This window comes from Dokdonia donghaensis DSW-1 (assembly GCF_001653755.1).
Lineage (GTDB): Bacteria > Bacteroidota > Bacteroidia > Flavobacteriales > Flavobacteriaceae > Dokdonia > Dokdonia donghaensis.
This window is the reverse complement of sequence record NZ_CP015125.1, coordinates 188,748-211,025: the sequence shown is the minus strand read 5'-3', so window position 1 is coordinate 211,025 and position 22,278 is coordinate 188,748. Positions and strand designations below refer to the sequence as shown.

Here is a 22,278-nt window from a genome sequence, read left to right as displayed (position 1 = left end):
TATTTATGTATGGTGAAGTACTACTTTACAGCAACTCTCCATCCGTATTTATCTTCTGTGCGGTTATATTGTATGTCGTTTAAGTCTTTTTTAAACTGTACTCCATAACTGTTTTCTGGTGCATTGAGTTTGTGATCTTCACCCTTGTAAGCAAAGCTCTTAAAAGGAACTACTACTGCTGCAGTACCTACGCCAAAAATTTCTTTAAGCTCACCAGCTTGTGCAGCTTCTACAATCTCTTTTACAGCTACTGGTCTTACTTCTACAGTAATACCTGCTGCTTCTGCCAGTTGTATGATACTCTTACGTGTGATACCATTAAGGATAGTATCATTAGTAGGTGCTGTAAGAAGTTTATCTCCCACACGGAAAAATACATTCATCGTACCGGCTTCTTCTAGGTACTCGTGTGTATTTGCATCTGTCCAGATTACCTGCTGGTATCCTTCTTCTTTTGCAAGATTAGTAGGGTAAAATTGTGCAGCATAGTTGCCTGCAGCTTTTGCATAACCTACACCACCACTCGCGGCACGGCTATACTTTTCGGCAAATACTACGCTTACTTCACCAGAGTAATATGATTGAGCAGGCGCAAGAATAATCATAAACTTATACCTGTCTGATGGTGATGCAGATACTCCCGGTTGTGTTGCAATGTGAAAAGGGCGTATGTATAAAGAATTACCATCTCCAGCTTTTATCCAAGCTTCGTCTAGTTTAAGAAGCTCCATAAGACCTTCCATAAAAACTTCTTTAGGAAGTTCTGGCATTGCTAGACGTGCAGATGAGGTATTGATACGCTCCCAGTTATCTTCTGGACGAAATAAGAAGATATCTCCTTGATCATCTTTAAAAGCTTTCATCCCTTCAAAAACAGCTTGACCGTAGTGAAAAACTTTTGCACTAGGATCCATAGAGATAGGTCCGTAAGGTACTATTTCTGGTTGCTGCCATTGCCCATTTACATATTCTACAGAAAACATATGGTCTGTAAAAACGCTTCCAAAAGCAAGGTTATTAAAATCAACATCAGCAATTTTACTGTTGTCTCGCTTTGTAATCTTAAGAGTAGAGGTTGTTTCCATAGTAACAAATTTAGTGATTTGTCATACTCGGTGATTGATTTTTGCATAATTTTACGATGTTCAACTTAAAACCAAATGATTATGAAACTATGTGCAACGATATTCTTAATTTTCTTGACATTACTAAGTTGTAAACAAGGAGAAGAGGGGAGTAATGACGCTTTCGCGAAAGCGGAATCAGAAAAAAATGAAGAACTAGCTACAAATCAAACGATTGCTCAAAACGATTATGCTAGCTATGGAGCAACGATATCTCCAGAAAATACATTAACTAAAAGTGAGATTGCCGAAAAATATGCTTCACTTGCCGAAGGTGATACGGCGGTTGTAAAATTTCAGGCTCCAGTAAACGCTGTTTGTGTTTCAAAAGGATGCTGGATGCGACTGGATATAGCTGGTGAGGAGCAGGTATTTGTAAAATTTAAAGATTACGGATTTTTTGTCCCTACAGATACAGATGGAGGAGAAGCGATTGTAGAAGGTAAGGCATATCTAGAAGAAGTATCTGTAGATGAGTTGAGACATATGGCAAAAGACGGGGGCAAGTCTGAAGAAGAGATAGCAGCCATAACAGAGCCACAGAGAGAATTAAGATTTATGGCAGATGGTGTGCTCCTTAAATCAGAGTAAGAAGTAACTCGATATAGTTTTAAAAGGGTGGGTGTAAGCCTGCCCTTTTTTATATGTTGCGCAAAGAAGTAACCTCAAAAGAAAAATGAAAAGAGAAATAATTACCACGGCAGACGGCTCAAAGACCATACACATACCAGACTGGGATGAGCAGTATCATTCTAAGCACGGTGCGATACAAGAGGCTAGACACGTTTTTCTTAAAACTGGGCTTACTCACTATGTAACTACATATCCAGAAAAAAAAGAGATAGCTATACTTGAGATGGGTTTTGGTACAGGTCTCAATGCCTTGCTTACCTATTTTGAGGCGCATAAACACAATGTGTCTTTTAATTATGTAGGAGCAGAGGCTTATCCCGTTTCTCAAGAAGAAGCTCAAGCTATGGAGTATGCTAGCCAGCTAGCCGAAGAGGATGCTACAAAAGTTTATAATGAGATGCACGACGTTGCCTGGGAGAAACCAGAAAATATAAGTGAGCACTTTACACTCACTAAGCGCACACAGCGTTTTGAAGATATTACAGATAGTGAGGTTTTTGATCTTATTTATTTTGATGCCTTTGGCCCAAGAGTGCAGCCCACTTTATGGACAGAGGAGATCTTTACAAAAATGTATGAAGCCTTAATACCAAGAGGAGTACTTACTACCTATTGTGCGCAAGGAGCTGCCCGTAGGTCAATGCAAGCTGCAGGTTTTGTAGTAGAGCGACTGCCTGGACCTCCAGGCAAGCGTGAGATGCTTAGAGCTAGCAAGCCGTTAGTGTGAAGCTAGTTTCTTTTTGTTTATAACCCATTCAGCACATACTATTGCGATAAAGCCCGCTATGTATGCAACAATATCCCACCAAGAAAAAGAAGTGCCCAAGATTACTTGTGCCCATTTTTGATCTCCTAGGCCTATCTTATAAATAAAAGAAGAGGCTTGCAATCCCTCTATTATAAATGCAAATAGTAATACATAAAAGGCAACTTTAATCTTGCTTGAGAGGGTGTGACCTACATAGAAAAACCCCATCACAAAGGCGTAGATTAATACAATAACAATCGTATCTCCTAAGTAGGGTCTTATAAAATTGTCGTGTATGTATGTTGCTATAATTACTTCAATAGCAAAAAGGGCCAAAAAGAGAGTGATGTACTTAATGGAGATCTTCATTTGGACTTGAAGATGTTTATAATAACTCGCCCCAGAGATATCATAATAGTGATAGTTCCCGCAAATAGTAATCCAGAGATTACCGAAAATGTTCTACCAGTGTCAGAAACATATTTTTGCATTGCTCCAGATTGTTGTGGGGTAATCTCATTACCATTGAAAAATCCGTCGCGGTTGAGATCAAATTTTTGCAAGGCTAGCTGTAGGGAGATGTCTTGATATAAAGCAGCACCCACCACAATAAAATAAATGCATAAAAAAAGGATAGAATTTATAAATAACCATTTACGACTGGCAAGTAATTTCTTTTTATAAAACCATAAAACTACTATGAGTAAAATAGTTATTAGTAATGCGATAATGAGATGTGTGGAAGGTTGTATGTGATTCATATTCTAGATTCTCCTTAATAATATTATAAAGCTATTTTCTAAATAATTGTATCTGTCTATTTTTATTTTGTTTGATTTTTATAAAGACGAGAGTTTGTGTTTAATATACCTACAAGTGTGGCAGATTGCCAAGTCTCTTTAGATAGTGATGTTTGCCATTGCTTATAATTGTTTTTTATACTGGAGCGGTTCATAATTTTTTCTGGATGTGCTTTCGCGAAAGCATATAGTAAATCCCCATTGCTGTTTCCTATTGAAAGTAAGTAATTGATATCTGGAGATTCAACTTTACTTAAATTATAAGTAGTAATAGTACGATCCCAACTAAAACTTGATATTAAAATAAGAAGGATGAAAGCTACTCTTGTGTTTGCTTTAAGCATAAATAAGAGATTTTGTTTGTTGAAAATTTTAAAAGATGTTGTAATCATTCCAGAAATGCACAATGCTAAATATATAAACACGCCTATTCTTTTGTAAGTAAGCCCAAAACCACTACTATATAAATAGTTCTTATAAGCTGTTAATAGAATGATCAAAATATTAAGGGCAATCCATAAATATGTTAGGTGTTTGAGATTTTTATTTTTTTTATAAAAATTAAGATCTCCACGAAATAGAATTAAAATGGTTGTAATTGCTATAACTATTGATGATATGAGTGCAGACACGCCATCGTGAACAGTGGTGGAAAGTGTAACGGCATTTGCAAGTGGATCATTCAGAACATACCAAACGTCTGTAGTTATGAAAATTATTATGAGAGTGTTAAGAGCGCCCAATAGAACTGTACCTAGTATATTTTCTTGATGGACCTTGCCGACGTTCAATTTAGAGATAGCTTTGGGTATTAAAAAAGTAGAAGCATCTCGATCTATGGTAGTAATTATATCGAGTTCTGCTTTTGAGGTGAGATTCGTAATTAAATAATATCCCATCCAAGTAATTAGTATCCAGTTAAAATTTATAAAATCAAGATTAATAGCGTTTACCCACTCTCCTAGTATAGGATTTGCTTTTCCATAGAGTGATGTAAAAATGACAACTAGAGTGATAACAATGGTAGTCGTTAGAAAAATAAATTTGTAATTATAACTACTTTCTAGATTTGGAACTTTTTTACTAGGGTTGATTTTTTGATGCAAAAAGCCTAGGGTGGATTGATACAGTCCATTAAGCCATTGTATATAAACAGCATTTTTTAGTCCTGAGATACTGCCCGCAAAGACTATAAAGGCTAGTATGCAGCTAGATATAGCAAGAAAGCTGTTCACCGTAAATACGAAAATCGAGCTTGTTATGTATAAAGTTGCAGATAATAGGAATGATTTGTTTGATTTTGTTTCTGGACGTATAATGATTACCGCCAATACTACAATTATAGAAAACAAAAGCATATTGACACCGAGATTTTGCCCATAAAATAATAAACTGAAAAGCAGGGCGCCTAGACATCTTATTATAAATTTTTTCATAATGTTAAGTATTTAAATTATGTTAGGTATATTTAATTTTACTTTCTTAAAGTACTTTGTATTTCAAAGTATAAATGATAAAAAAATAGTGTTACTTGTTTCCTAGCAACTTTTCAAGAGCTTCAATATGTTTTTTAAATGCATTTCTACCTTTGCTTGTAACACTATAACTTGTATTAGGTTTACGACCTATAAATGCTTTTTTTACTATAATGTAAGTTTCTTTTTCTAGAGCTTTTGCGTGACTTGCAAGGTTTCCATCTGTTGCACCTAGAAGCTCTTTGAGTTCTTTAAAATCTGCCTTTTCATTTACCATAAGCACGCTCATAATCCCAAGACGGATGCGATGATCAAAAGCTTTGTTTATATTGTTTATGATGGACATTATTATGGTGTTGTAACTTTTATTTATTGTGGTATGCCGTTTACGTTATCTAAAAGCTATTAACTTTCTTTATCATATTTACGGTACATTATGGTACCGTAGATAATATGAAATATACCAAAGCCTAGTGCCCAAAAATACAAACCGTAACCTATAAATTGAGTAGCAAGTAGACCAATAATAACGTTTGCAAGTCCTAAGTATTTAATATCGCCCAAAGTGTATTTACTTGCGTTGATTAAGCCTAAGCCATAAAATATGAGGGTGGCTGGAGCAATAAGACCTACAATTCCATATTGTATAAGCGCGATGCAAAAAGCACCTCCAGAAAAAAGAGGGATAGCAAAATTTGCAATGAGTCGCTTTGATGAACTGTCCCAGATAGCTTCATTGTTTTTTCTAGCTTTTTTCAACGTTAATAACCCACCTGTTACTAAAGCCATAATTAAGACAATGAGTCCAGTTATAATTAGTTGGCCAGCTATTGTGCTGGAATATCCGTAAGAAAAAATATTTAAGGGATTCTCTAAGCCATATTGAAGATTTACTATTGCTTTATCTCTACTTTTTTCAAGAATGTATGCGGGAACAGAATTAAACGCTAGCAATCTATAAGCAATAAAAGCGCCTACAAGAGCATAAAGACCAGCAAGTATACCAGATAATCCACTTAATGACATAAAACGTGACGATTTGCTCATCATCGTTTTGATGCTGGCAATGTCTTCTAAATATTTTGATGACTCCATATTAAAGTACTTTGAAATTCAAAGTTAATTTTTAATTTTTAATTTTCAGTATATTTTTACAATTTTTTTAAAGTACTAAAATTCGAACGAGACTTATGATTTGTTTAATTCAATAAAATAAGTGAATGTCAACTTTATAAGGGGGGTGTTATGTAACTCTTTAGCCCCGATTGCAATGGAAATCCCGCAATGGAGCGCTAGCAGAATGAGGAATTGTAATGAAAAGCGGGAAACGACTTTGGAAGAAAAGAGAATACTTGTGTGCTCAAAAGATTAAAAACAATTTCTAGCTCTTAAAACACCGTATCCTGTGTTTCGTCTGTGAAGTATTGTAAGAACTTCATTCCTCTATAGGAGTTACCTTGTTTGTTAAGTTTTGGGCTCCATACAGCAATTGCATAGCTACCAGGCAGTATGGCTACCATACCACCACCTACACCACTTTTACCTGGTAAACCTACTTTATAAGCAAACTCGCCAGCTTCATCATAAAAACCACAGGTTTGCATAATGGCGTTAATGCGTTTGGCTTGATTAGGCGTGACAATTGTTTTGCCTGTATTAAACTGTTTCCCACGGTTTGCAAGAAAGCCAAAGGTATATGAGAGTTGCTCACACGTCATCTCGATACTACATAGGTGAAAGTATAGGTCTGTAACCTGGTCACAGGTATTTTTAATATTATTAAATGACTTTATAAAATTTGCAAGTGCAAAGTTGCGATAACCCGTTTGCTGCTCAGAATGAGCAATATTTTCAGAATACCGAAGATCTTCTATACCAGATACCTCGCGTATATAATCTAGCAATGCTTCTTTTGGGTTATCAAAAAGCTCACAAATAATATCACATACCACAATAGCCCCTGCATTAATAAGCGGGTTTCTAGGGATGCCATTCTCACTCTCAAGTTGCACTAGTGAGTTAAAGGCAGTTCCAGAAGGTTCAAAATCCATACGTTTCCATAGGTCATCACCTATTTTAGAAAGCACGAGACTAAGTGATAGCACTTTTGCAATACTCTGTATAGAAAATTTTACAGTCGCATCACCTGCTGTAAATACCTCGCCGGTCTGGGTGGTGAGACATACGCCAAATTTTGTATCATCTACCTTAGCAAGTTCTGGTATGTAGCTTGCTACATTGCCGCTATTTTCCATAGCGAGTACCTTTTTGTACGTTTTATCTACTATAGGCTGGCAATCTATCATTGTCTAATTATTTTGTAGGGTTAACGTCTCAATGAGGCGCACACCTCCATTGCTCGTTTTTTCAAAAAGGAATGAGATACTTTGCCCTTGATAAAACTTAGGGTACTTTGCTTTGCGTTTACGCTTTCGCGAAAGCATCTCTATCACAAACAGATCTGTATCTGTTTCAGAAACATATAGCTGGTATTTTGATCTTCTTTTGTCTCCAGCTTTTTTAAAGCTTTCTATCTCCTTAGGTTGATATAAATCACCAAAGAAGTTTTCAAAATCCTTGTCATTAAAACGGGTGTCTAGACCATCTAGCCAAAATGCATAGGCTTGGTTTGTAAAGCTTATAGTTTTTGAACCCGTAGCAATTGCTGTCGCACCAGTTTGCTTAAAAGCTGATGATTTTTTTACAAGACCAATAGCCTGTTTGTAGATGTCTGTCGTTTCTTGTGCTTGTAGCCCTAAGCTCAAGCACAATATGGTGATAATAAGAGATAATTTCATTAGAGTACTTTTCCTTTTATTTTTTTCCAAACCGCAATCAGTAAGGCTCCAGAAGTGAAGCAAAAACCAAGCCCTATGAGTGCATTAGTAAGTTGGCCATAAATGAAGTAACCTGTGGTAAACAAGGTTCCGTAAATTAATACACAGCCTAGTAGCATTGCGACTATTCCCATAGGCACGCTCCACGCTTCTGTGTGTTGTACGATGGTAACTCCTTCTTGGTTTGCAGCGGTGACAATTCCTTTCCAGCCCGGCCCACCTGGTTGCGTTTTTTTATAGAACGCATAAAGTGTTTCTTTAGTTTCTGGTTTTGTGAGATAGGTAACAACAAGCCATATAAGCGTTGAGGTAAACACCACAAAAGGAAACTTAGCATAGCCAGGCATCATCCCGCTAGTGCCAAAAAGCGTTTCTCCCAGCGAGGTAAATTCTATAAGTATAGAAATGATACCAGAGGCGAGCATCGCGCTTATCTCTGTCCACGCATTAATGCGCCACCAGAACCAGCGCAGTATAAAGATGAGCCCAGTACCTGCTCCGAACATTAGTATAATATTAAAAAGCTGTAGTGCATTAGTAAGCGCCAGTGCGATACCCGCACTCACTACCATAAGTATCACTGTGGTGATGCGACCTACAGCGACTAGCTCTTTCTCTGTCGCTTCTGGTTTAATTTGTTGTGCATACACATCATTTACCACATATGATGCTCCCCAGTTAAGGTGTGTGCTTATCGTACTCATATATGCTGCAGATAGTGATGCCAGCACAAGGCCTAGCAAGCCGCTAGGTAGCATTGTGAGCATTGCAGAGTAGGCAAGATCTTGCCCTAGCTTATCTTCAGAAATATTTGGGAAGGCTTCTTGTATACTTGCGAGGTCTGGAAATACTATAAGTGAGGCTAGTGCTACTAGAATCCACGGCCAGGGGCGTAGCGCGTAGTGCATAATGTTATAAAAGAAAGTTGCACCTATGGCGTGGTTTTCATCTTTGGCAGCGAGCATACGTTGTGCAACATAACCACCACCGCCAGGCTCAGATCCTGGGTACCAAGAGCTCCACCATTGTACTGCTAGTGGTATAATAAGTAACGTGATGAGCATCTCTGTATTATTAAAATCTGGAAGAATATTAATTTTATCTTTTACATTATCGTGGGTAATAAGCGCTTCAAGCCCTCCTATTTCTGGCATACCTACAATGTAATATGCCGCCCCAAAGGCTCCTGCCATTGCCACAAAAAACAATATAAAATCTGTGTATACTACACCTTTAAACCCTCCTATGGCGCTAAAGAGTACAGTAATCACACCAGCTACTACCACGGTTGTAACTGGGTCAAGACCTAGCATCACTTCACCTATTTTTATGGCAGCTAGGGTTACACCCGCCATAGCCAGTACGTTAAAAACAATACCTAAATAGATGGCTCTAAAACCTCTTAAAAACCGCGCCGGAGCACCGCCATAACGCAGCTCATAAAACTCAATATCTGTCTTTACCTCAGACTTGCGCCACAGCTTTGCATACACAAAGACGGTGAGCAGTCCAGTGACTAAAAATGCCCACCAGACCCAGTTACCAGACACACCGTTAGTACGCACAATATCTGTCACCAGATTAGGCGTATCTGTAGAGAAGGTTGTAGCAACCATAGATAGACCTAATAACCACCAGGGCATACTGCGACCAGATAGAAAATATTGAGTCGTGTTTTTTCCAGCGCTTTTACCTACATAAAACCCCACGCCTAGTATGATGATAAAAAGTAGCGCAATAATGGCTATGTCTAATCCTGATAAGTCTATCATAAGAATGTATAATTTGTCTTATATTTAAGAGAAATATTAGGCGAAAGATAAGCATTCATCACCATAGTTTTTTTTGATATTTTGACATCATTACACCCCTTAAGCTGTTATCATAGTCTATGTGTGGGAGAATGAATCATATAACGCTTTCGCGAAAGCGTAGATAAAACCATTATAACCACCAAAATCAAGTAAGTAATGAATCCTGCTCAAGCGTATATACTCTCAAAACCAGAGCCCTGGCGCACAATGCTTATAGAGCTACAAGCCATTATAAAAAGTACCGTGCCTGAGGTAGAGGAGACCTATAAATGGAATTTACCATTTTATATGCTAGATGGTAAAATGTTTTGTTTTCTCAACTTTAGAAAGTCGTTTATAGACGTAGGTTTTCCTCGTGGGGTGCAAATAACTGTTCATAAAGAAGCACTTGTGGGAGGCGAAAAAAGGAAAAATCTTAGGTCACTACGTTACAAAGGGTTAAAAGATATTGATTTTGAGATACTTACAGATGTGTTATTAAACGTAGCCCACAGGGCTGTTACAAATGTGTAGTTTTATAAATAGGGCATTTACCCCTAATAATAACGTTATATATAATTGTAAAATGGGTAAATATCATCTAATTTTATACCTAACAACTTGCCATCCAAATGAATCGTAGTTCTAGCAATAGAATTTAGTATTTGATAGCAAGCGGGAGGCTTTTGGGGGAAAGCCTCCCTTTTTATTATTTTGTGTCTATGCAAAGTATATAAAAGATGGGTGTGTTTACACATCCACAAAAAAAACAAACCTCCACAAATCATATATTTATGGAGGTTTGGTAGGCCATATAATATGTGTAGTTAAGGTTTAAACAAGCCATTTTTAAGTGCATAAATAACAAGACCTGTTCTGTTTTTTAAATTTAGTTTTGAGAATACACTATCTCTATATCCCTGTACCGTCTTAGGGCTTAAAAACATTACAGAAGCAATCTCATTATAAGTCATTTCTGTGCAGGCGTGTTTTATAAACTCTATTTCTCTATCCCTAAGTTCATCTCTATTATCTCCATCTAGGCTTTTTACAAGAAGCTGGCTCACGGTATTAGTATGGTAATACCCATTTATGATAAGCTCATTAAGAGCGTTTTCTAGCACCTTTTTTTCGGTGTCTTTAAGGAGGTATCCTTTTGCACCTGCGCGTATCATTTTCAAAATAGTATGATCATCCTCCTCTACAGAGAGCGCAAGCACTAGTATGTCTGGATAGAGTTCTTTGAGATTTGTAGTAGCCTCAATACCGTCCATAATAGGCATATTTACATCCATAAGGACTATGTCTGGACGCTTGTTTTCAAACTTAAGGTTGTCTAGAAGTTCTTGCCCATTTTTACAGGTATAAAGCACTTTGAAATTTTCAAATGAATTTACTAAGCCGCTTATGGCCTGGCTAAGTAATGTATGATCATCTACAATAACTATTGTTTTCATAATGATTGTGTTTTATAGTTAAGTGATAGCGTTGTACCCTCATTAACTTGTGACATATATTTTATGGTAGCGCCTATAAGCTTTGCGCGTGTTTCTATATTAGTAAGGCCTATACCATTTTTTGCTCTGGCTTTTTCATAATCAAAACCTACTCCGTTATCTTTTACGGTAATGAGTACGGTGTCACCTCTATAGTTGAGGTGTACATCTAGGTGCGTAGCTTTAGAGTGCTTTATGGTGTTTGTAAAAAACTCTTGCAATATTCTAAAGATAATGGTCTCAATCTTTTTATCTATTTCTATTGGGCTGCCAGATATTTTGAGCGATGGTTTTAGATAAGCCATTCTCTCAAAGCGTTCTAGCTCTAGGTTAAGTGCCTCTGGTAAAGACATATTTTTAAGCGCCTCTGGGTTTATGAGTTTTGATAGCGCTCGTATCTCAGTAAGACCCTTACCTATGGTTGCTACTGCCTCGTCTAGATCTTGCTGGCTACCACCAGAGTTTTGAGTTTGTATTTTTGCAAGTGTAAGTAGCTGACCTATATTATCGTGTAGCTCCCAGCTTATGTTACGTAGCGTTTCCTCACGTATCTCTATCTGCGTTTCTGTAATTTCTCTTTCAAAACGTTGTTTTGCCTCTTCTTGTTCTAACAGTAAGCTGTTTTTACGCTTCATAAAAACAGAAAATAGCACTACAACAACAACCAGCAGTAGTAGTAAAATGGTGATGGCAACAAGCACTATAAAAAGAGTGCCGCTATCTTGATCTTGAATCAGAAACATAGATTGCTATTGGGGTGTGATTAAATTAAGAGTTCAAGATACTTATTTTGGTACGCATTCACCATAGGGCATTTGCCCTTTAGTTTACAGTATGAGCTTTAAAATTTGCATCTAGAAAGCTCTCTTATAAGACCTCTCTTCCTCTTGGTTTTGTCCATATAAAGCCAAAAACAAGTAAGGCATTTGCAAACAGTAAGGCCGCAGTCTGTACGCCCTGCAAGATATCTAGCATAGCTCTGGAGTAGTTAAAGTCCATCTGCCCTGTCAAAAAAGGAGCCAGAGGAATAAAGGAAATACCAAAAACCAGATAAGCTGTAAAAACAAAAAGCGCTAGCTCATTTTTTACCCGCAAACTGTCATCACTCTTAAGGCGCTCTACGGCATAAATCATAAGTAAAAACACCATTACCACCATTGCGATACTATACGTTTTACTCATATAAAATGTAATTACAGGCACAGCAAAACCTCTTATAATTACTGCGATCATCATTATAATAGCAATACCTAGTACGAGTCGTTTTCTGGTTTTATTTTTTATATGATCATAAATCATTTTATAAAATAGGGTGTAAAACAAGAAGGCATACAGATTATATACCCAGTGATTATTGTGGTAGTAATGTGAGTATACTCTAGCCATACCTTCGGTGATAACGGCTATCCAGAGTATGTACAGTATCGTTTTTATAGGCAGGTGTTTGTACTTGTAGAAGAAAATAGTTGCCACAAGTGCCGCTATAATTTCAGATATGTACATTAGGGTGCTCAAGGAGTGAGGTTTATTTGATGAGATTGAAAGGTAGTAAATTAGAAATTTTCATTTTGTAAGATTTTTTACGCTGGAGAGTTGTGTTACGCTTTCGCGAAAGCGTACTCAAAACCAAATTTTAAAAAAATGAGAGAAACTCCATTTACCGTACACGCGGCTTGTTATCAAAACGATAATACAGCGCAATCGCACAAAACAAAGTCGCTACTAAAAATAGTAGAAACAAAATGGTCACGCAGACCAGCCATATGACAAGAACTTCTTCCTTAATCATAAAGTGCGCTTTATTAATGTTGCTGAATGTACTCCTCTATAAAAACCAAATGCAATCGTGCCATAACACGCAATTACTGCAATAAATTGAATAAGAAAAATTGCCTCATATATGAAAACACTATCCATAACAAGGAAGTATCGCGAAAACATAATGACGGGATATGAAATGTGGAATATTAAAAAACCAATACATACCCACAAAAAGATATCTCTGGTGTATGCTGCAATTTTATTACTTTTTAATTGCTCCACTAGGTATAGCGTGAGTGCTATAATGATTAAAATAGTAGATAACGTAAATGAGAACACAGGCCAGTCTTTAAAAGGGTCTTGAGTAATCGCAGTAATAGTAAATGCGATAGCGCTTATTATGATTAATACATTTGCTATAGCGATGCGTGTGTGATGTGATAAATGCAATCTTGTGATTATTAATAAGCCTAAACAAACGATAACCTCATAAAAGTTATAAAGTATCTCAAACCTATAGGGCGCTAGTAGTATGTGACAAGTAAACTCATTAATGGCGATATACCATAAAAGCGGTAGCATCCATTTTAATGGGGTTGACTTGTACTTTTTATAATATACAGTGGCAGAGATTGCGGCAGCAAACTCAAATAATAGCACTATGTATATTAGGTAATCCACAGGGTGTACAATGTTTTGTTCTAAATGTTAATATTTATTTGTTGATTTCTACCTTATTTCCATAATAGAATCCAAAGGCAATCGTAAGATATGATAATATGGCCACTGTAAATTGAATATAATTTAACGACCTATGTATTTTATTTCCGTCACTTACAAACTCTCTTGCCAATAAAATTACAGGGTAGGCAATAAAGAAAATTAAAAACCCCAGAGCGACCCATAGAAAAAGATCTCTTGACATTTTTAAGACCCTATCCGACTTTAATAGATCAATAAAGTAGATTAATAGAGATACTAACACTATAAAAGTGAAAATTGTAAAATTAGTACTAGAAAATTCTTTAAGAGGGTTTACAAAATAAATACTCACTATGAATATAATGACACATAAGAAGAAAAAAATAGAAACAATTTTTTTTCTTAAACTTTGTGTGATTTGAGTTCCAATTAGAAATATTAGACTTGCGGGAATTATTATCCGATAGAGATTCTTTAACAAGTATCCAGTTGCTGTCCTTGCAAAAAGATACTGAGCTAACATCTCGTTGAGGGGAATGTACCATAAAATAAACAGCAGCAATTTAAGTCTAGAATTACGATATTTATAGTAATAGATAGAAGCAAAAATTGCTGCTGTAAATTCAGATATTATACCTGCTATTTTAAACTCTTCGTTCATTTATCCTATTGATAATCATCGGGGTCACTATTCGGTGGTGGACTCCACGGAAAATCATTCGCCGCAAGACTCTGTACTCCATTCTGTATAGGCATTGTTAAGTCTGCTCTGTTTGATCCAGTAGTTGGTTTTTTTATTAATTTTCCTACTGGCACCGCAGTGCTCTTTCCATTTTCTGTCTTAATTGCAAAAGAGACATCGTCTCTTAAGTCACCTATTGCGCCAGCTTCCATTATGGGATTGAGAAAAACAGTTGCTCTTCCATCATTTTTTGAGTCCTCATATTTGGCAAAATAAATACGTAAGCCTGAAATTTTAGTATCATTTGCTGCTGCTGCTTCTTGATCGATAAAGGCGATATAATCTTTAAGTGTTTTATAATCTATAGAAAGCGATCTAGTCGCTTTAAGATTTGGATTGTTTTTTTCTAAAATGGGAGCTATGTCTTTGCCATAACGATGGTACATATCCTCAGCTTCCTGAACGTCTATAATGGTTTTAGGCGGTGCTATTGGGCCACCTACAGTGGGTTCTCCAGGATGTGCAGGCTTCTCATTACAGCCCTCAAGGATGATGGCACTTACAAAAAGTAAGGCCAGTAATTTAATTGTTTTCATTTGTACAATTGGTTTTGGGTTAGTGTTAAAACTTAAACCAAGCTAGGGAAATACAAGTATACTACCCTTATAGGTAGTGGGGTAGGGGTAAATGTCCCTTTATGGGAAGTAGGAGCTAGAGCAAATGTTGTTACAGCTTACACTAGCATAAAAAAGAACTAATCTAGTCCTCTTCTAACTCAGATGCTTTTTTAGAAAAGATAAAGCCAAAAGAGAAAATAGCATACATTAAAAAAACTATGAACCCCATTATGTATGAAAGGTTAATACTCATCTCCATATTATTTATATACATATTTCTTGCTAATAATATTACGGGTGATGCTATTAAAAACAAGGTAAAACCTAATAAAAAATATGTAAACAATTCCCGAAAGGGGTTGTGTAAGCTATTTGTCTTAAAGAGTCCTATTATATAAAGAAATAAACTTATTAGAGCTATTAGATAGCCAGTAGTTTTAGAGACAAAAAGAACCTCCTTGAAGCCTTTAAATATTAGTTCTGCAAGAAAAATTAATAGTGCTATACCAGAAAGTATAAGTGTTGTATTTTTGAATTTTTTAATCTTAATGTATTTGTAACTCATCCATAACACAAAAAATGTAGTGATGAATCCATAGAGGTTAGTGAGTTGAAATCTTATAATACCTTCTCTAAGTAAGAAATATGCTGCAGCTTCGTGCAATACTACGTACCATAGGTACACACAAAAATATTTGAGAGGTGTTGATTTATATTTCCAAAGAGTAAATAATGAACACAATGCCGCTACTAGCTCTATTGTATGAATCAATATGCGTATCGTGTTCATTATTGTAATACCGTTTAATTAATGATAATCGTTAGGATCATTTTGTCTCGGCGGTGGTGGATATTCCCAGTCGTCACCAGCGAGACTTTGCACACCTCCATTAACTAATTCTGTGTCAGAAGCCTTAGGTATTTTTCCATCTATTACATCACCTACCGTGATTGCCTGTTTGCTACCATCTAAGCCTGTGTGAATAGCATAAGAAATATCACCATCTATGCCCTTAAAGGCCGCTACTGGGTTAAAGAACACCGTCTCTCTACCAGGTTTTCCTTTAGTAGGCTCTGTTGCCCCAAAATAGATGCGTAGCCCTTTTGGGGTTACTCCAGCTTCTTTTGACTCTTGATCTATAAAAGCGATATACTCTTTTAGCTTTTCATAATCTGCAGTGACAAATCTTGTCGCTTCATAAGGAGGATCTTGACCTCTATATTGGTCGTTTACATCTTTTTCTATTATAGGAGCGCGATCATCTCCATAGGTTTTGTACAAGTCATCTGCTTCCTGTACAGGGATAATGTTGTCAGGTATCTCTGCCATAGTGTGATACATTTTACGCTATCTTTCCTTGTGGATTTATTGTAGGCTTATCACGGGTTAAAGTGAAACACTTACTGGGTAAAAGAAAGAAGACGTATTAATAATTTGATTTTAGATAATTAATTTGGATTATTATTCGTCGCCAAAATACAACTTATCATTGTAATGACTACGTTTTCAAGCTTATCAAAAAGAAATTTTATTTTGAAAAGTGGTTTTGAAGTTGAAGTTGAAACTGAAACTGAAATCGAACCTATCGTCATTTCGACCTTGTGGAGAAATCGCATATGAGTAAGCAGGTCTGAGTAAGAACGACGAGTAAGCAACCTCCCCTGAGCTAGATAATGAGATCTCTCCTTTCGTCGAGATGACAAAAGCCGATTTTTTTTCTAAATTTCAACTACAGTCCCCTCCTTCGAAGGAGGGCTAGGGAGGATGTTTCACACGAGTAAGCACGCATCAATTAAGAAAAGTTGAATTTGAACTTGAAACTGAAATCGAACTTGAACTTGAACTTGAACTTGAAACTGAACCTGAACTTGAAATTGAACTTGAACCTGAACTTGAACTTGAACCCATTGTCATTTCGACCTTGCGGAGAAATCGCATATGAGTAAGCACGATTGAGTAAGAACGACGAGTAGGCAACCTCCCCTGAGCTAGATAATGAGATCTCTCCTTTCGTCGAGATGACAAAAGCCGAATTTGTTTCTAAACCATCACTAAAGTCCCCTCCTTCGAAGGAGGGCTAGGGAGGATGTTTCACAAGAGTAAGCACACACCAATTAAGAAAACTCGAACTTGAGCTTGAACTTGAAACCAAAGTTGAACCCTTCGTCATTTCGACCTTGCGGAGAAATCGCATATGAGTAAGCAAGTCGGAGTAAGAACGACGAGTAAGCAACCTCCCCTGAGCTAGATAATGAGATCTCTCCTTTCGTCGAGATGACAAAGCCGAATTTTTTTCTAAACCACAACTAAAGTCCCCTCCTTCGAAGGAGGGCTAGGGAGGATGTTTCACACGAGTAAGCACGCACTAATTAAGAAAAGTTGAACTTGAAATCGAACTTGAACCAGAACTTGAACTTGAAACCCTTCGTCATTTCGACCTTACGGAGAAATCGCATATTAGTAAGCAAGTCCGAGTAAGAACGACGAGTAAGCAACCTCCCCTGAGCTAGATAATGAGATCTCTCCTTTCGTCGAGATGACCAAAGCCGAATTTGTTTCTAAATCTCAACTAAAGTCCCCTCCTTCGAAGGAGGGCTAGGGAGGATGTCTCGCAAGAGTAAGCACGCATCAATTAAGAAAAGTTGAATTTGAACTTGAAGCTGAACTCGAAATTGAAGCTGAACTCGAAATTGAACCTAACGTTATTAAAGTCCCCTCCTTCTAAGGAGGGCTAGGGAGGATGTTTCACCCGAGTAAGCGATCTCTTTCACACAAAAAAATCCAACATACCTAAGTACATTGGATTTTATGCGGTGTGTATGCTTTCGCGAAAGCGTACTAAAAAACTTTTTTCTAAAACTCTGCGTGACCTGGAAAACGTGGGTAAGGTATCACGTCGCGTATGTTTGTCATACCAGTCACAAAGAGTACAAGGCGCTCAAAACCAAGGCCAAAACCACTATGTGTACACGTTCCAAACTTACGCGTGTCTAGGTACCAAGAAAGCTCCTCCTCAGAGATGTCTAAGGCTGCCATTTTTTCTTTAAGTACATCCAGGCGTTCCTCACGTTGTGATCCTCCTACCATCTCACCTATACCTGGGAAGAGTACATCCATCGCTCGTACGGTCTTACCATCTTCGTTAAGACGCATATAGAAAGCTTTGATATTTGCCGGGTAGTCAAATAAGATAACAGGGCACTTAAAGTGCTTCTCTACCAGAAAACGCTCGTGCTCAGACTGTAAATCTGCGCCCCACTCGTTTATAGGGTATTTAAATTTCTTTTTCTTGTTAGGCTTACTATTACGTAAGATGTCTATCGCCTCTGTGTAGCTCACACGTTTAAAGTTGTTATCTACTATAAAGTGAAGTTTCTCACGTAGTGGCATTGCAGCACGCTCTGCCGCAGGCTTAGATTGGTCTTCTTTAGTCTGTCTCTCTTCTAGAAAGGCAAGGTCGTCTTGGCAGTTTTCTAGCGCATAGTTTATCACATATTTGATAAAATCTTCGGCGAGGTCCATATTACCATCAAGATCACAAAAAGCCATCTCTGGTTCTACCATCCAGAACTCTGCAAGGTGACGCGAGGTGTTACTATTTTCTGCTCTAAAAGTAGGTCCAAAGGTGTAAATCTTACCTAGTCCTAGCGCGTAGGTCTCTCCTTCTAGCTGTCCAGATACCGTAAGATTGGTCTCTTTGCCAAAAAAGTCTTTGCTATAATCTATAGTCCCATCTTCCTTACGTGGTGGGTTTTCTGGGTCTAGTGCGCTTACGCGAAACATCTCACCAGCACCCTCTGCATCACTACCAGTTATAATAGGTGTGTGTGCGTGGTAGTATCCGTTTTTATTAAAGTACTCGTGTATTGCAAAAGAGAGCTTAGAGCGTAAACGCATAATTGCCCCAAAGGTATTTGTACGTACTCTTAGGTGTGCTTGCTCACGTAGCTTTTCTAGCGTGTGACGCTTAGGCGATAAGATGGTTTTTTTAAGCTCCTCTGGATCTGCATCACCTTCTATCTCTACTTCTTTTACTTTAATCTCAACGCGTTGTCCTCCACCCTGACTTTCTTCTAGGGTACCAGTAATAGCCACTGCAGCACCTACGGTAATACGTTTAAGTAACGTAGGATCTGTATTTTCAAAATCAACCACACACTGTAGGTTATTTATCGTAGAGCCATCATTAAGAGCTACAAACTGGTTTGCACGAAAAGATCGTACCCACCCTTTTACGGTAAATTCTTGATGAATAGAATCACTACTCAGTAATTCTACTATAGGTGTATGTGTCATATGTGTTATTTTTTCGGGTTTGCTTGACAGTGGGCAAATATAAAAGTTTTTTGCCGTAGGGCGTAAGGTAAAACACCCTAACTTGAGCTAGCTGTGCGCGGTGGTAATGTGGGTTTTTAGTACGCTTTCGCGAAAGCGTAATTTTAAGGATTTATAAAGCGTCCTTCCCACTCATCATTAGTCTTTGTAAACGATGCTCGTATGTGGTTAGGCCTCTTAAGCTGAAGGTATTCTATCTGTGTAGGAGCAAATGCTATAATGGTAAAAAAATGCGTCGCTTCTAGATAAGAGACTTCATCTGGATTTGAAAGGGTAGCTCCAGGAGGCTGTGCGGTGGTATAATCTTTTTTTGAATTAGGTTGCACACCCGTGTAGTATTTGGCAAGCTCTGTTGGATCTGTAATAATGCTTGCCGTAGCGGTCACCTTGACCTGAAGTAACTTTTTAGGGTGATAAAAAAGTAAACTGGCCGTAGGGTTTTGTAACAGCTGAGCGATTTTTGAAGACCTGCTATCTGTATAGATACGTAGCGAGAGGTCGTCTTGTACTTGCCTCAGTACTACGGTGCGTAGCTGCGGGATGCCATCTGCATCTACCGTACCTAAAGTAACGTATCTAAAAGGATGCCCTTTTTTATTAATACCTAGGGAAAGTTCCTTTTTTAACTCGTCAAAATATTGATCTAGCATTGCCTTTTTTTACAAAGATACGCGCTAGCGCTTAGCTTTATAAAAGTGTATTAGTCACTATTATGTGTTTGCAGGCTTATTGCTTGTTTTTAGTTTTAGTACCAGCCGTATCTTCATCACCTTCACGATCTACAATTTGAAGTGCAGGTTCCTTAAAGACATCTTTATTTGCAATTTCAGACTCAAGAGAGAGTAGGAGTGATGGTAATAATAGAAGGTTTGCAAGCATTGCAAATAATAGCGTTGCACTTACAAGACCGCCTAGAGCCACTGTACCGCCAAAACTACTTATCATAAATACCGAGAAGCCAAAGAAAAGTACAATAGAAGTGTAGAACATACTTACTCCCGTCTCACGTAGCGAGGCATATACAGACTTTTTAATCTTCCACTTGTTTGCCTTGAGTTCTTGTCTGTATTTGGCAAGAAAGTGTATTGTATCATCTACAGAGATCCCAAAGGCAATACTAAAAACAAGAATCGTAGATGGCTTGATAGGGATGCCTATAAAGCCCATCATACCTGCTGTAACTAGTAGTGGCAGTAGGTTAGGGATAAGGGATACAATAATCATACGTAGTGATTTAAACATCCACGCCATAAATAATGCAATGAGTAATATAGCTAGTGATAGGCTTATCACAAGGTTCATCACGAGGTAATCTGTTCCTTTTTGAAAAACAAGAGCAGTACCCGTCATTGTTACCTCATATCGCTCTTCTGGAAAGAGTTTATCGATTTTGAGCTGTATATTTTCTTCGGCACGCTCCATCTTGTCTGTGCCTACATCTTTCATAAATGTAGTGATTCTAGCATATTGCCCAGTACTGTCTACATAGGCTCCCATAAGGTTTTCGTCATTATCAAAACTCTTTGCATACGGCAGTATAAAGTTGCTCTCGTTGCTGGTAGGGAGCTGGTAATACTTAGGGTTACCATTAAAGTAAGCTTGCTTTGCATACTTTACTAGATTTACAATAGAGATAGGAGCAGAGAGCTCTGGTTGCTCTTCTATAGTAGTGCTTAGCTCTTCCATTCGCTTGAGGGTAGAGAGCTTCATTACACCTTGTTTTTTCTTAGTATCTATAAGAATCTCAAGCGGCATAATCCCATCAAACTCTTCTTCAAAAAACTTGATGTCTTTGTAGAAGCCAGCCTTTTTAGGCATATCTTCTATAAGCGAGCCAGAGATACGTATTTGATAGATCCCTATGATACTTAATGCAAGTAATAATACACTTGATGCATAAATGGTTGTACGCCTGTTGCGCACCATACGTTCCATCCAGTCTACAAAACCTTCTATCCAGTTTTTACCTAGGTGCTTGAGGTGTTTCTCCTTAGGAGGAGACATATAACTATATAAAATAGGAATGATGAGGAGGCATAATAAAAATATGGCAATGATATTTATACTCGCCACGACACCAAACTCACTAAGTAGCGAACTCTCCGTTAGGATAAAAGTTCCAAAACCAGAGGCCGTAGTAATGTTAGTCATTAAGGTGGCGTTACCCACTTTTGTAATCACTCGCTGTAGTGCCTTTACTTGGTTACCGTGATTTTTATACTCTTGCTGGTATTTGTTTATTAAGAAAATACAGTTAGGAATCCCTATCACAATAATAAGCGGCGGGATGATCGCTGTAAGTACAGTGATTTCATATCCTAGTAATCCTAAAAATCCAAAAGCCCACATCACACCTATAATCACTGTGACCATAGAGATAAATGTGGCTCTGTAAGATCTAAAGAAGAAGAAAAAAATAAATGAAGTCACCAGCAATGCTGCCCCCACAAAGATGCCTATCTCATCTATAATGTTTTGAGCATTAAGCGTGCGTATGTAAGGCATACCACTAGTGCGAACTTTAATATCGTGTGCAGCTTCAAAATCTGCAATGGCAGGGATGAGGTCATTTACCACAAAGTCTCTACGTGCAGGAGTGTTTATTAAATCTTTTTTGAGGTATACCGCAGAGCGCACGGTGCCCGTCTCTTTGTTATAAATGAGATTTTCGTAAAACGGTAAATCGTCAAAGAGTAACTTTCTGTAACTAGCAGCACTCTCGGTAGTGAGCGTACTGTCTGTCATAAAAGGCACAAGATCAAAACGCTGTGGCTCCTCTTGCTTGTCTAGAATTTTTAAATCCTTAAGTGATAAAGAAAGTGCAACTGCATCTGACTGAGCAATTTTTGCCGAAAGTTCGTTCCAAGCGGTAAGTATTTCTGGCGTAAATAGGCGCTCGTCTTGTATACCTAGCACGATGAGGTTACCCTCCTCGCCAAATTTATCTTTAAAATTTTGATACTCTAGATTTACCTCGTGGTCATCTGGCAGAAGATTTGCCTCCGTATATGTAAATCTCATATGACGCCACTGAAATCCTAAAAATACAGTAAACGCTAAGACAAGAATGATTATTAACGGACGGTTGCGCAGTATAATACTCGCTACCGATTCCCAGAAACCCTTACTTAGAAATTTTGCCATTGCCTTGTTTTAAGCCGTGCAAAGATATTCTTTTGAGAGCAGATACTTGGAGAAAATGCGAGCGGCTTGTGGGTAATGTGTAGACCGCTTTCGCGAAAGCGTAAAAAAATTAACCTAGGTTCATAAAAAT

Annotated in this window: 21 protein-coding genes; 3 read left to right on the top strand and 18 right to left on the bottom strand. The window is 37.7% G+C overall.

Going from position 1 to position 22,278, the window contains the following annotated elements:
* Positions 1 to 20 precede the first annotated feature (20 nt).
* Positions 21 to 1,085, bottom strand: coding sequence for a branched-chain amino acid aminotransferase (locus tag I597_RS00960; RefSeq protein ID WP_021778091.1), 1,065 nt, complete (start codon positions 1,083 to 1,085; stop codon positions 21 to 23).
* An 81-nt stretch (positions 1,086 to 1,166) separates the two neighbouring features.
* Here I597_RS00960 and I597_RS00955 point away from each other — a divergent pair, with 81 nt between their 5' ends.
* Both I597_RS00955 and mnmC2 read left to right on the top strand, forming a co-directional pair.
* On the top strand, positions 1,167 to 1,715 hold the full coding sequence (locus tag I597_RS00955; RefSeq protein WP_035325643.1) for a DUF4920 domain-containing protein: 549 nt from the start codon (positions 1,167 to 1,169) through the stop codon (positions 1,713 to 1,715).
* Positions 1,716 to 1,800: 85 nt separating this feature from the next.
* Positions 1,801 to 2,484, top strand: a complete 684-nt coding sequence (gene mnmC2 / locus I597_RS00950) for a tRNA (5-methylaminomethyl-2-thiouridine)(34)-methyltransferase MnmC2 (protein ID WP_035325642.1) — start codon at positions 1,801 to 1,803, stop codon at positions 2,482 to 2,484.
* Here the strand turns inward: mnmC2 and I597_RS00945 are convergent.
* The 8 genes from I597_RS00945 to I597_RS00910 form a co-directional block, all read right to left on the bottom strand.
* The gene (locus tag I597_RS00945; protein ID WP_035325640.1) at positions 2,476 to 2,874 is read right to left on the bottom strand and encodes a ribosomal maturation YjgA family protein; all 399 of its coding nucleotides are present in this window, start codon (positions 2,872 to 2,874) and stop codon (positions 2,476 to 2,478) included. The genes mnmC2 and I597_RS00945 overlap by 9 nt on opposite strands.
* On the bottom strand, positions 2,871 to 3,266 hold the full coding sequence (locus I597_RS00940; protein WP_035325637.1) for a hypothetical protein: 396 nt from the start codon (positions 3,264 to 3,266) through the stop codon (positions 2,871 to 2,873). The genes I597_RS00945 and I597_RS00940 overlap by 4 nt, the downstream gene beginning before the upstream one ends.
* A 62-nt stretch (positions 3,267 to 3,328) precedes the next feature.
* Positions 3,329 to 4,741, bottom strand: a complete 1,413-nt coding sequence (locus I597_RS00935) for a DUF4153 domain-containing protein (RefSeq protein ID WP_035325636.1) — start codon at positions 4,739 to 4,741, stop codon at positions 3,329 to 3,331.
* Between the two features lie 91 nt (positions 4,742 to 4,832).
* Positions 4,833 to 5,126: a winged helix-turn-helix domain-containing protein gene (locus I597_RS00930; protein ID WP_081964982.1), complete on the bottom strand. Its 294-nt coding sequence runs from the start codon at positions 5,124 to 5,126 to the stop codon at positions 4,833 to 4,835.
* A gap of 59 nt (positions 5,127 to 5,185) precedes the next feature.
* Complete coding sequence (locus I597_RS00925; protein WP_035325633.1) at positions 5,186 to 5,875, bottom strand: hypothetical protein; 690 nt, start codon at positions 5,873 to 5,875, stop codon at positions 5,186 to 5,188.
* Positions 5,876 to 6,168: 293 nt separating this feature from the next.
* Entirely contained in the window at positions 6,169 to 7,086 is a 918-nt protein-coding gene (locus tag I597_RS00920; RefSeq protein WP_035325632.1) for a glutaminase, read from the bottom strand.
* A 3-nt stretch (positions 7,087 to 7,089) separates the two neighbouring features.
* A complete protein-coding gene (locus I597_RS00915; protein WP_035325629.1) occupies positions 7,090 to 7,578 on the bottom strand; it encodes a hypothetical protein in 489 nt (162 codons plus the stop codon).
* Complete coding sequence (locus I597_RS00910; protein ID WP_035325627.1) at positions 7,578 to 9,389, bottom strand: sodium:solute symporter family protein; 1,812 nt, start codon at positions 9,387 to 9,389, stop codon at positions 7,578 to 7,580. Before I597_RS00910 ends, I597_RS00915 begins: the two co-directional genes overlap by 1 nt.
* Positions 9,390 to 9,587: 198 nt before the next feature.
* Between I597_RS00910 and I597_RS00905 the strand changes: the two genes are divergently transcribed.
* The gene (locus I597_RS00905) at positions 9,588 to 9,944 is read left to right on the top strand and encodes a DUF1801 domain-containing protein (protein ID WP_035325625.1); all 357 of its coding nucleotides are present in this window, start codon (positions 9,588 to 9,590) and stop codon (positions 9,942 to 9,944) included.
* A 293-nt stretch (positions 9,945 to 10,237) separates the two neighbouring features.
* Here the strand turns inward: I597_RS00905 and I597_RS00900 are convergent, their stop codons facing one another.
* The 9 genes from I597_RS00900 to I597_RS00850 form a co-directional block, all read right to left on the bottom strand.
* Positions 10,238 to 10,867, bottom strand: coding sequence for a response regulator transcription factor (locus I597_RS00900; RefSeq protein ID WP_035325623.1), 630 nt, complete (start codon positions 10,865 to 10,867; stop codon positions 10,238 to 10,240).
* Entirely contained in the window at positions 10,864 to 11,649 is a 786-nt protein-coding gene (locus I597_RS00895; protein ID WP_035325622.1) for a sensor histidine kinase, read from the bottom strand. Before I597_RS00895 ends, I597_RS00900 begins: the two co-directional genes overlap by 4 nt.
* 124 nt (positions 11,650 to 11,773) lie before the next feature.
* Positions 11,774 to 12,409, bottom strand: a complete 636-nt coding sequence (locus I597_RS00890; RefSeq protein ID WP_035325621.1) for a hypothetical protein — start codon at positions 12,407 to 12,409, stop codon at positions 11,774 to 11,776.
* Positions 12,410 to 12,691: 282 nt separating this feature from the next.
* Positions 12,692 to 13,348 carry a hypothetical protein gene (locus I597_RS00885; protein WP_021778103.1) on the bottom strand — a complete coding sequence of 219 codons (657 nt, stop codon included), beginning with the start codon at positions 13,346 to 13,348 and terminating at the stop codon, positions 12,692 to 12,694.
* 687 nt (positions 13,349 to 14,035) lie between these two features.
* Complete coding sequence (locus tag I597_RS00875; RefSeq protein WP_035325618.1) at positions 14,036 to 14,647, bottom strand: hypothetical protein; 612 nt, start codon at positions 14,645 to 14,647, stop codon at positions 14,036 to 14,038.
* An 829-nt stretch (positions 14,648 to 15,476) separates the two neighbouring features.
* Positions 15,477 to 15,998, bottom strand: a complete 522-nt coding sequence (locus I597_RS00865) for a hypothetical protein (protein ID WP_152594952.1) — start codon at positions 15,996 to 15,998, stop codon at positions 15,477 to 15,479.
* Between the two features lie 1,524 nt (positions 15,999 to 17,522).
* On the bottom strand, positions 17,523 to 18,965 hold the full coding sequence (gene asnS, locus I597_RS00860; RefSeq protein ID WP_035325614.1) for an asparagine--tRNA ligase: 1,443 nt from the start codon (positions 18,963 to 18,965) through the stop codon (positions 17,523 to 17,525).
* Between the two features lie 143 nt (positions 18,966 to 19,108).
* Positions 19,109 to 19,654, bottom strand: coding sequence for a pyridoxamine 5'-phosphate oxidase family protein (locus tag I597_RS00855; RefSeq protein WP_035325612.1), 546 nt, complete (start codon positions 19,652 to 19,654; stop codon positions 19,109 to 19,111).
* Positions 19,655 to 19,730: 76 nt separating this feature from the next.
* Positions 19,731 to 22,148 carry an efflux RND transporter permease subunit gene (locus I597_RS00850; RefSeq protein WP_035325610.1) on the bottom strand — a complete coding sequence of 806 codons (2,418 nt, stop codon included), beginning with the start codon at positions 22,146 to 22,148 and terminating at the stop codon, positions 19,731 to 19,733.
* Positions 22,149 to 22,278 lie beyond the last annotated feature (130 nt).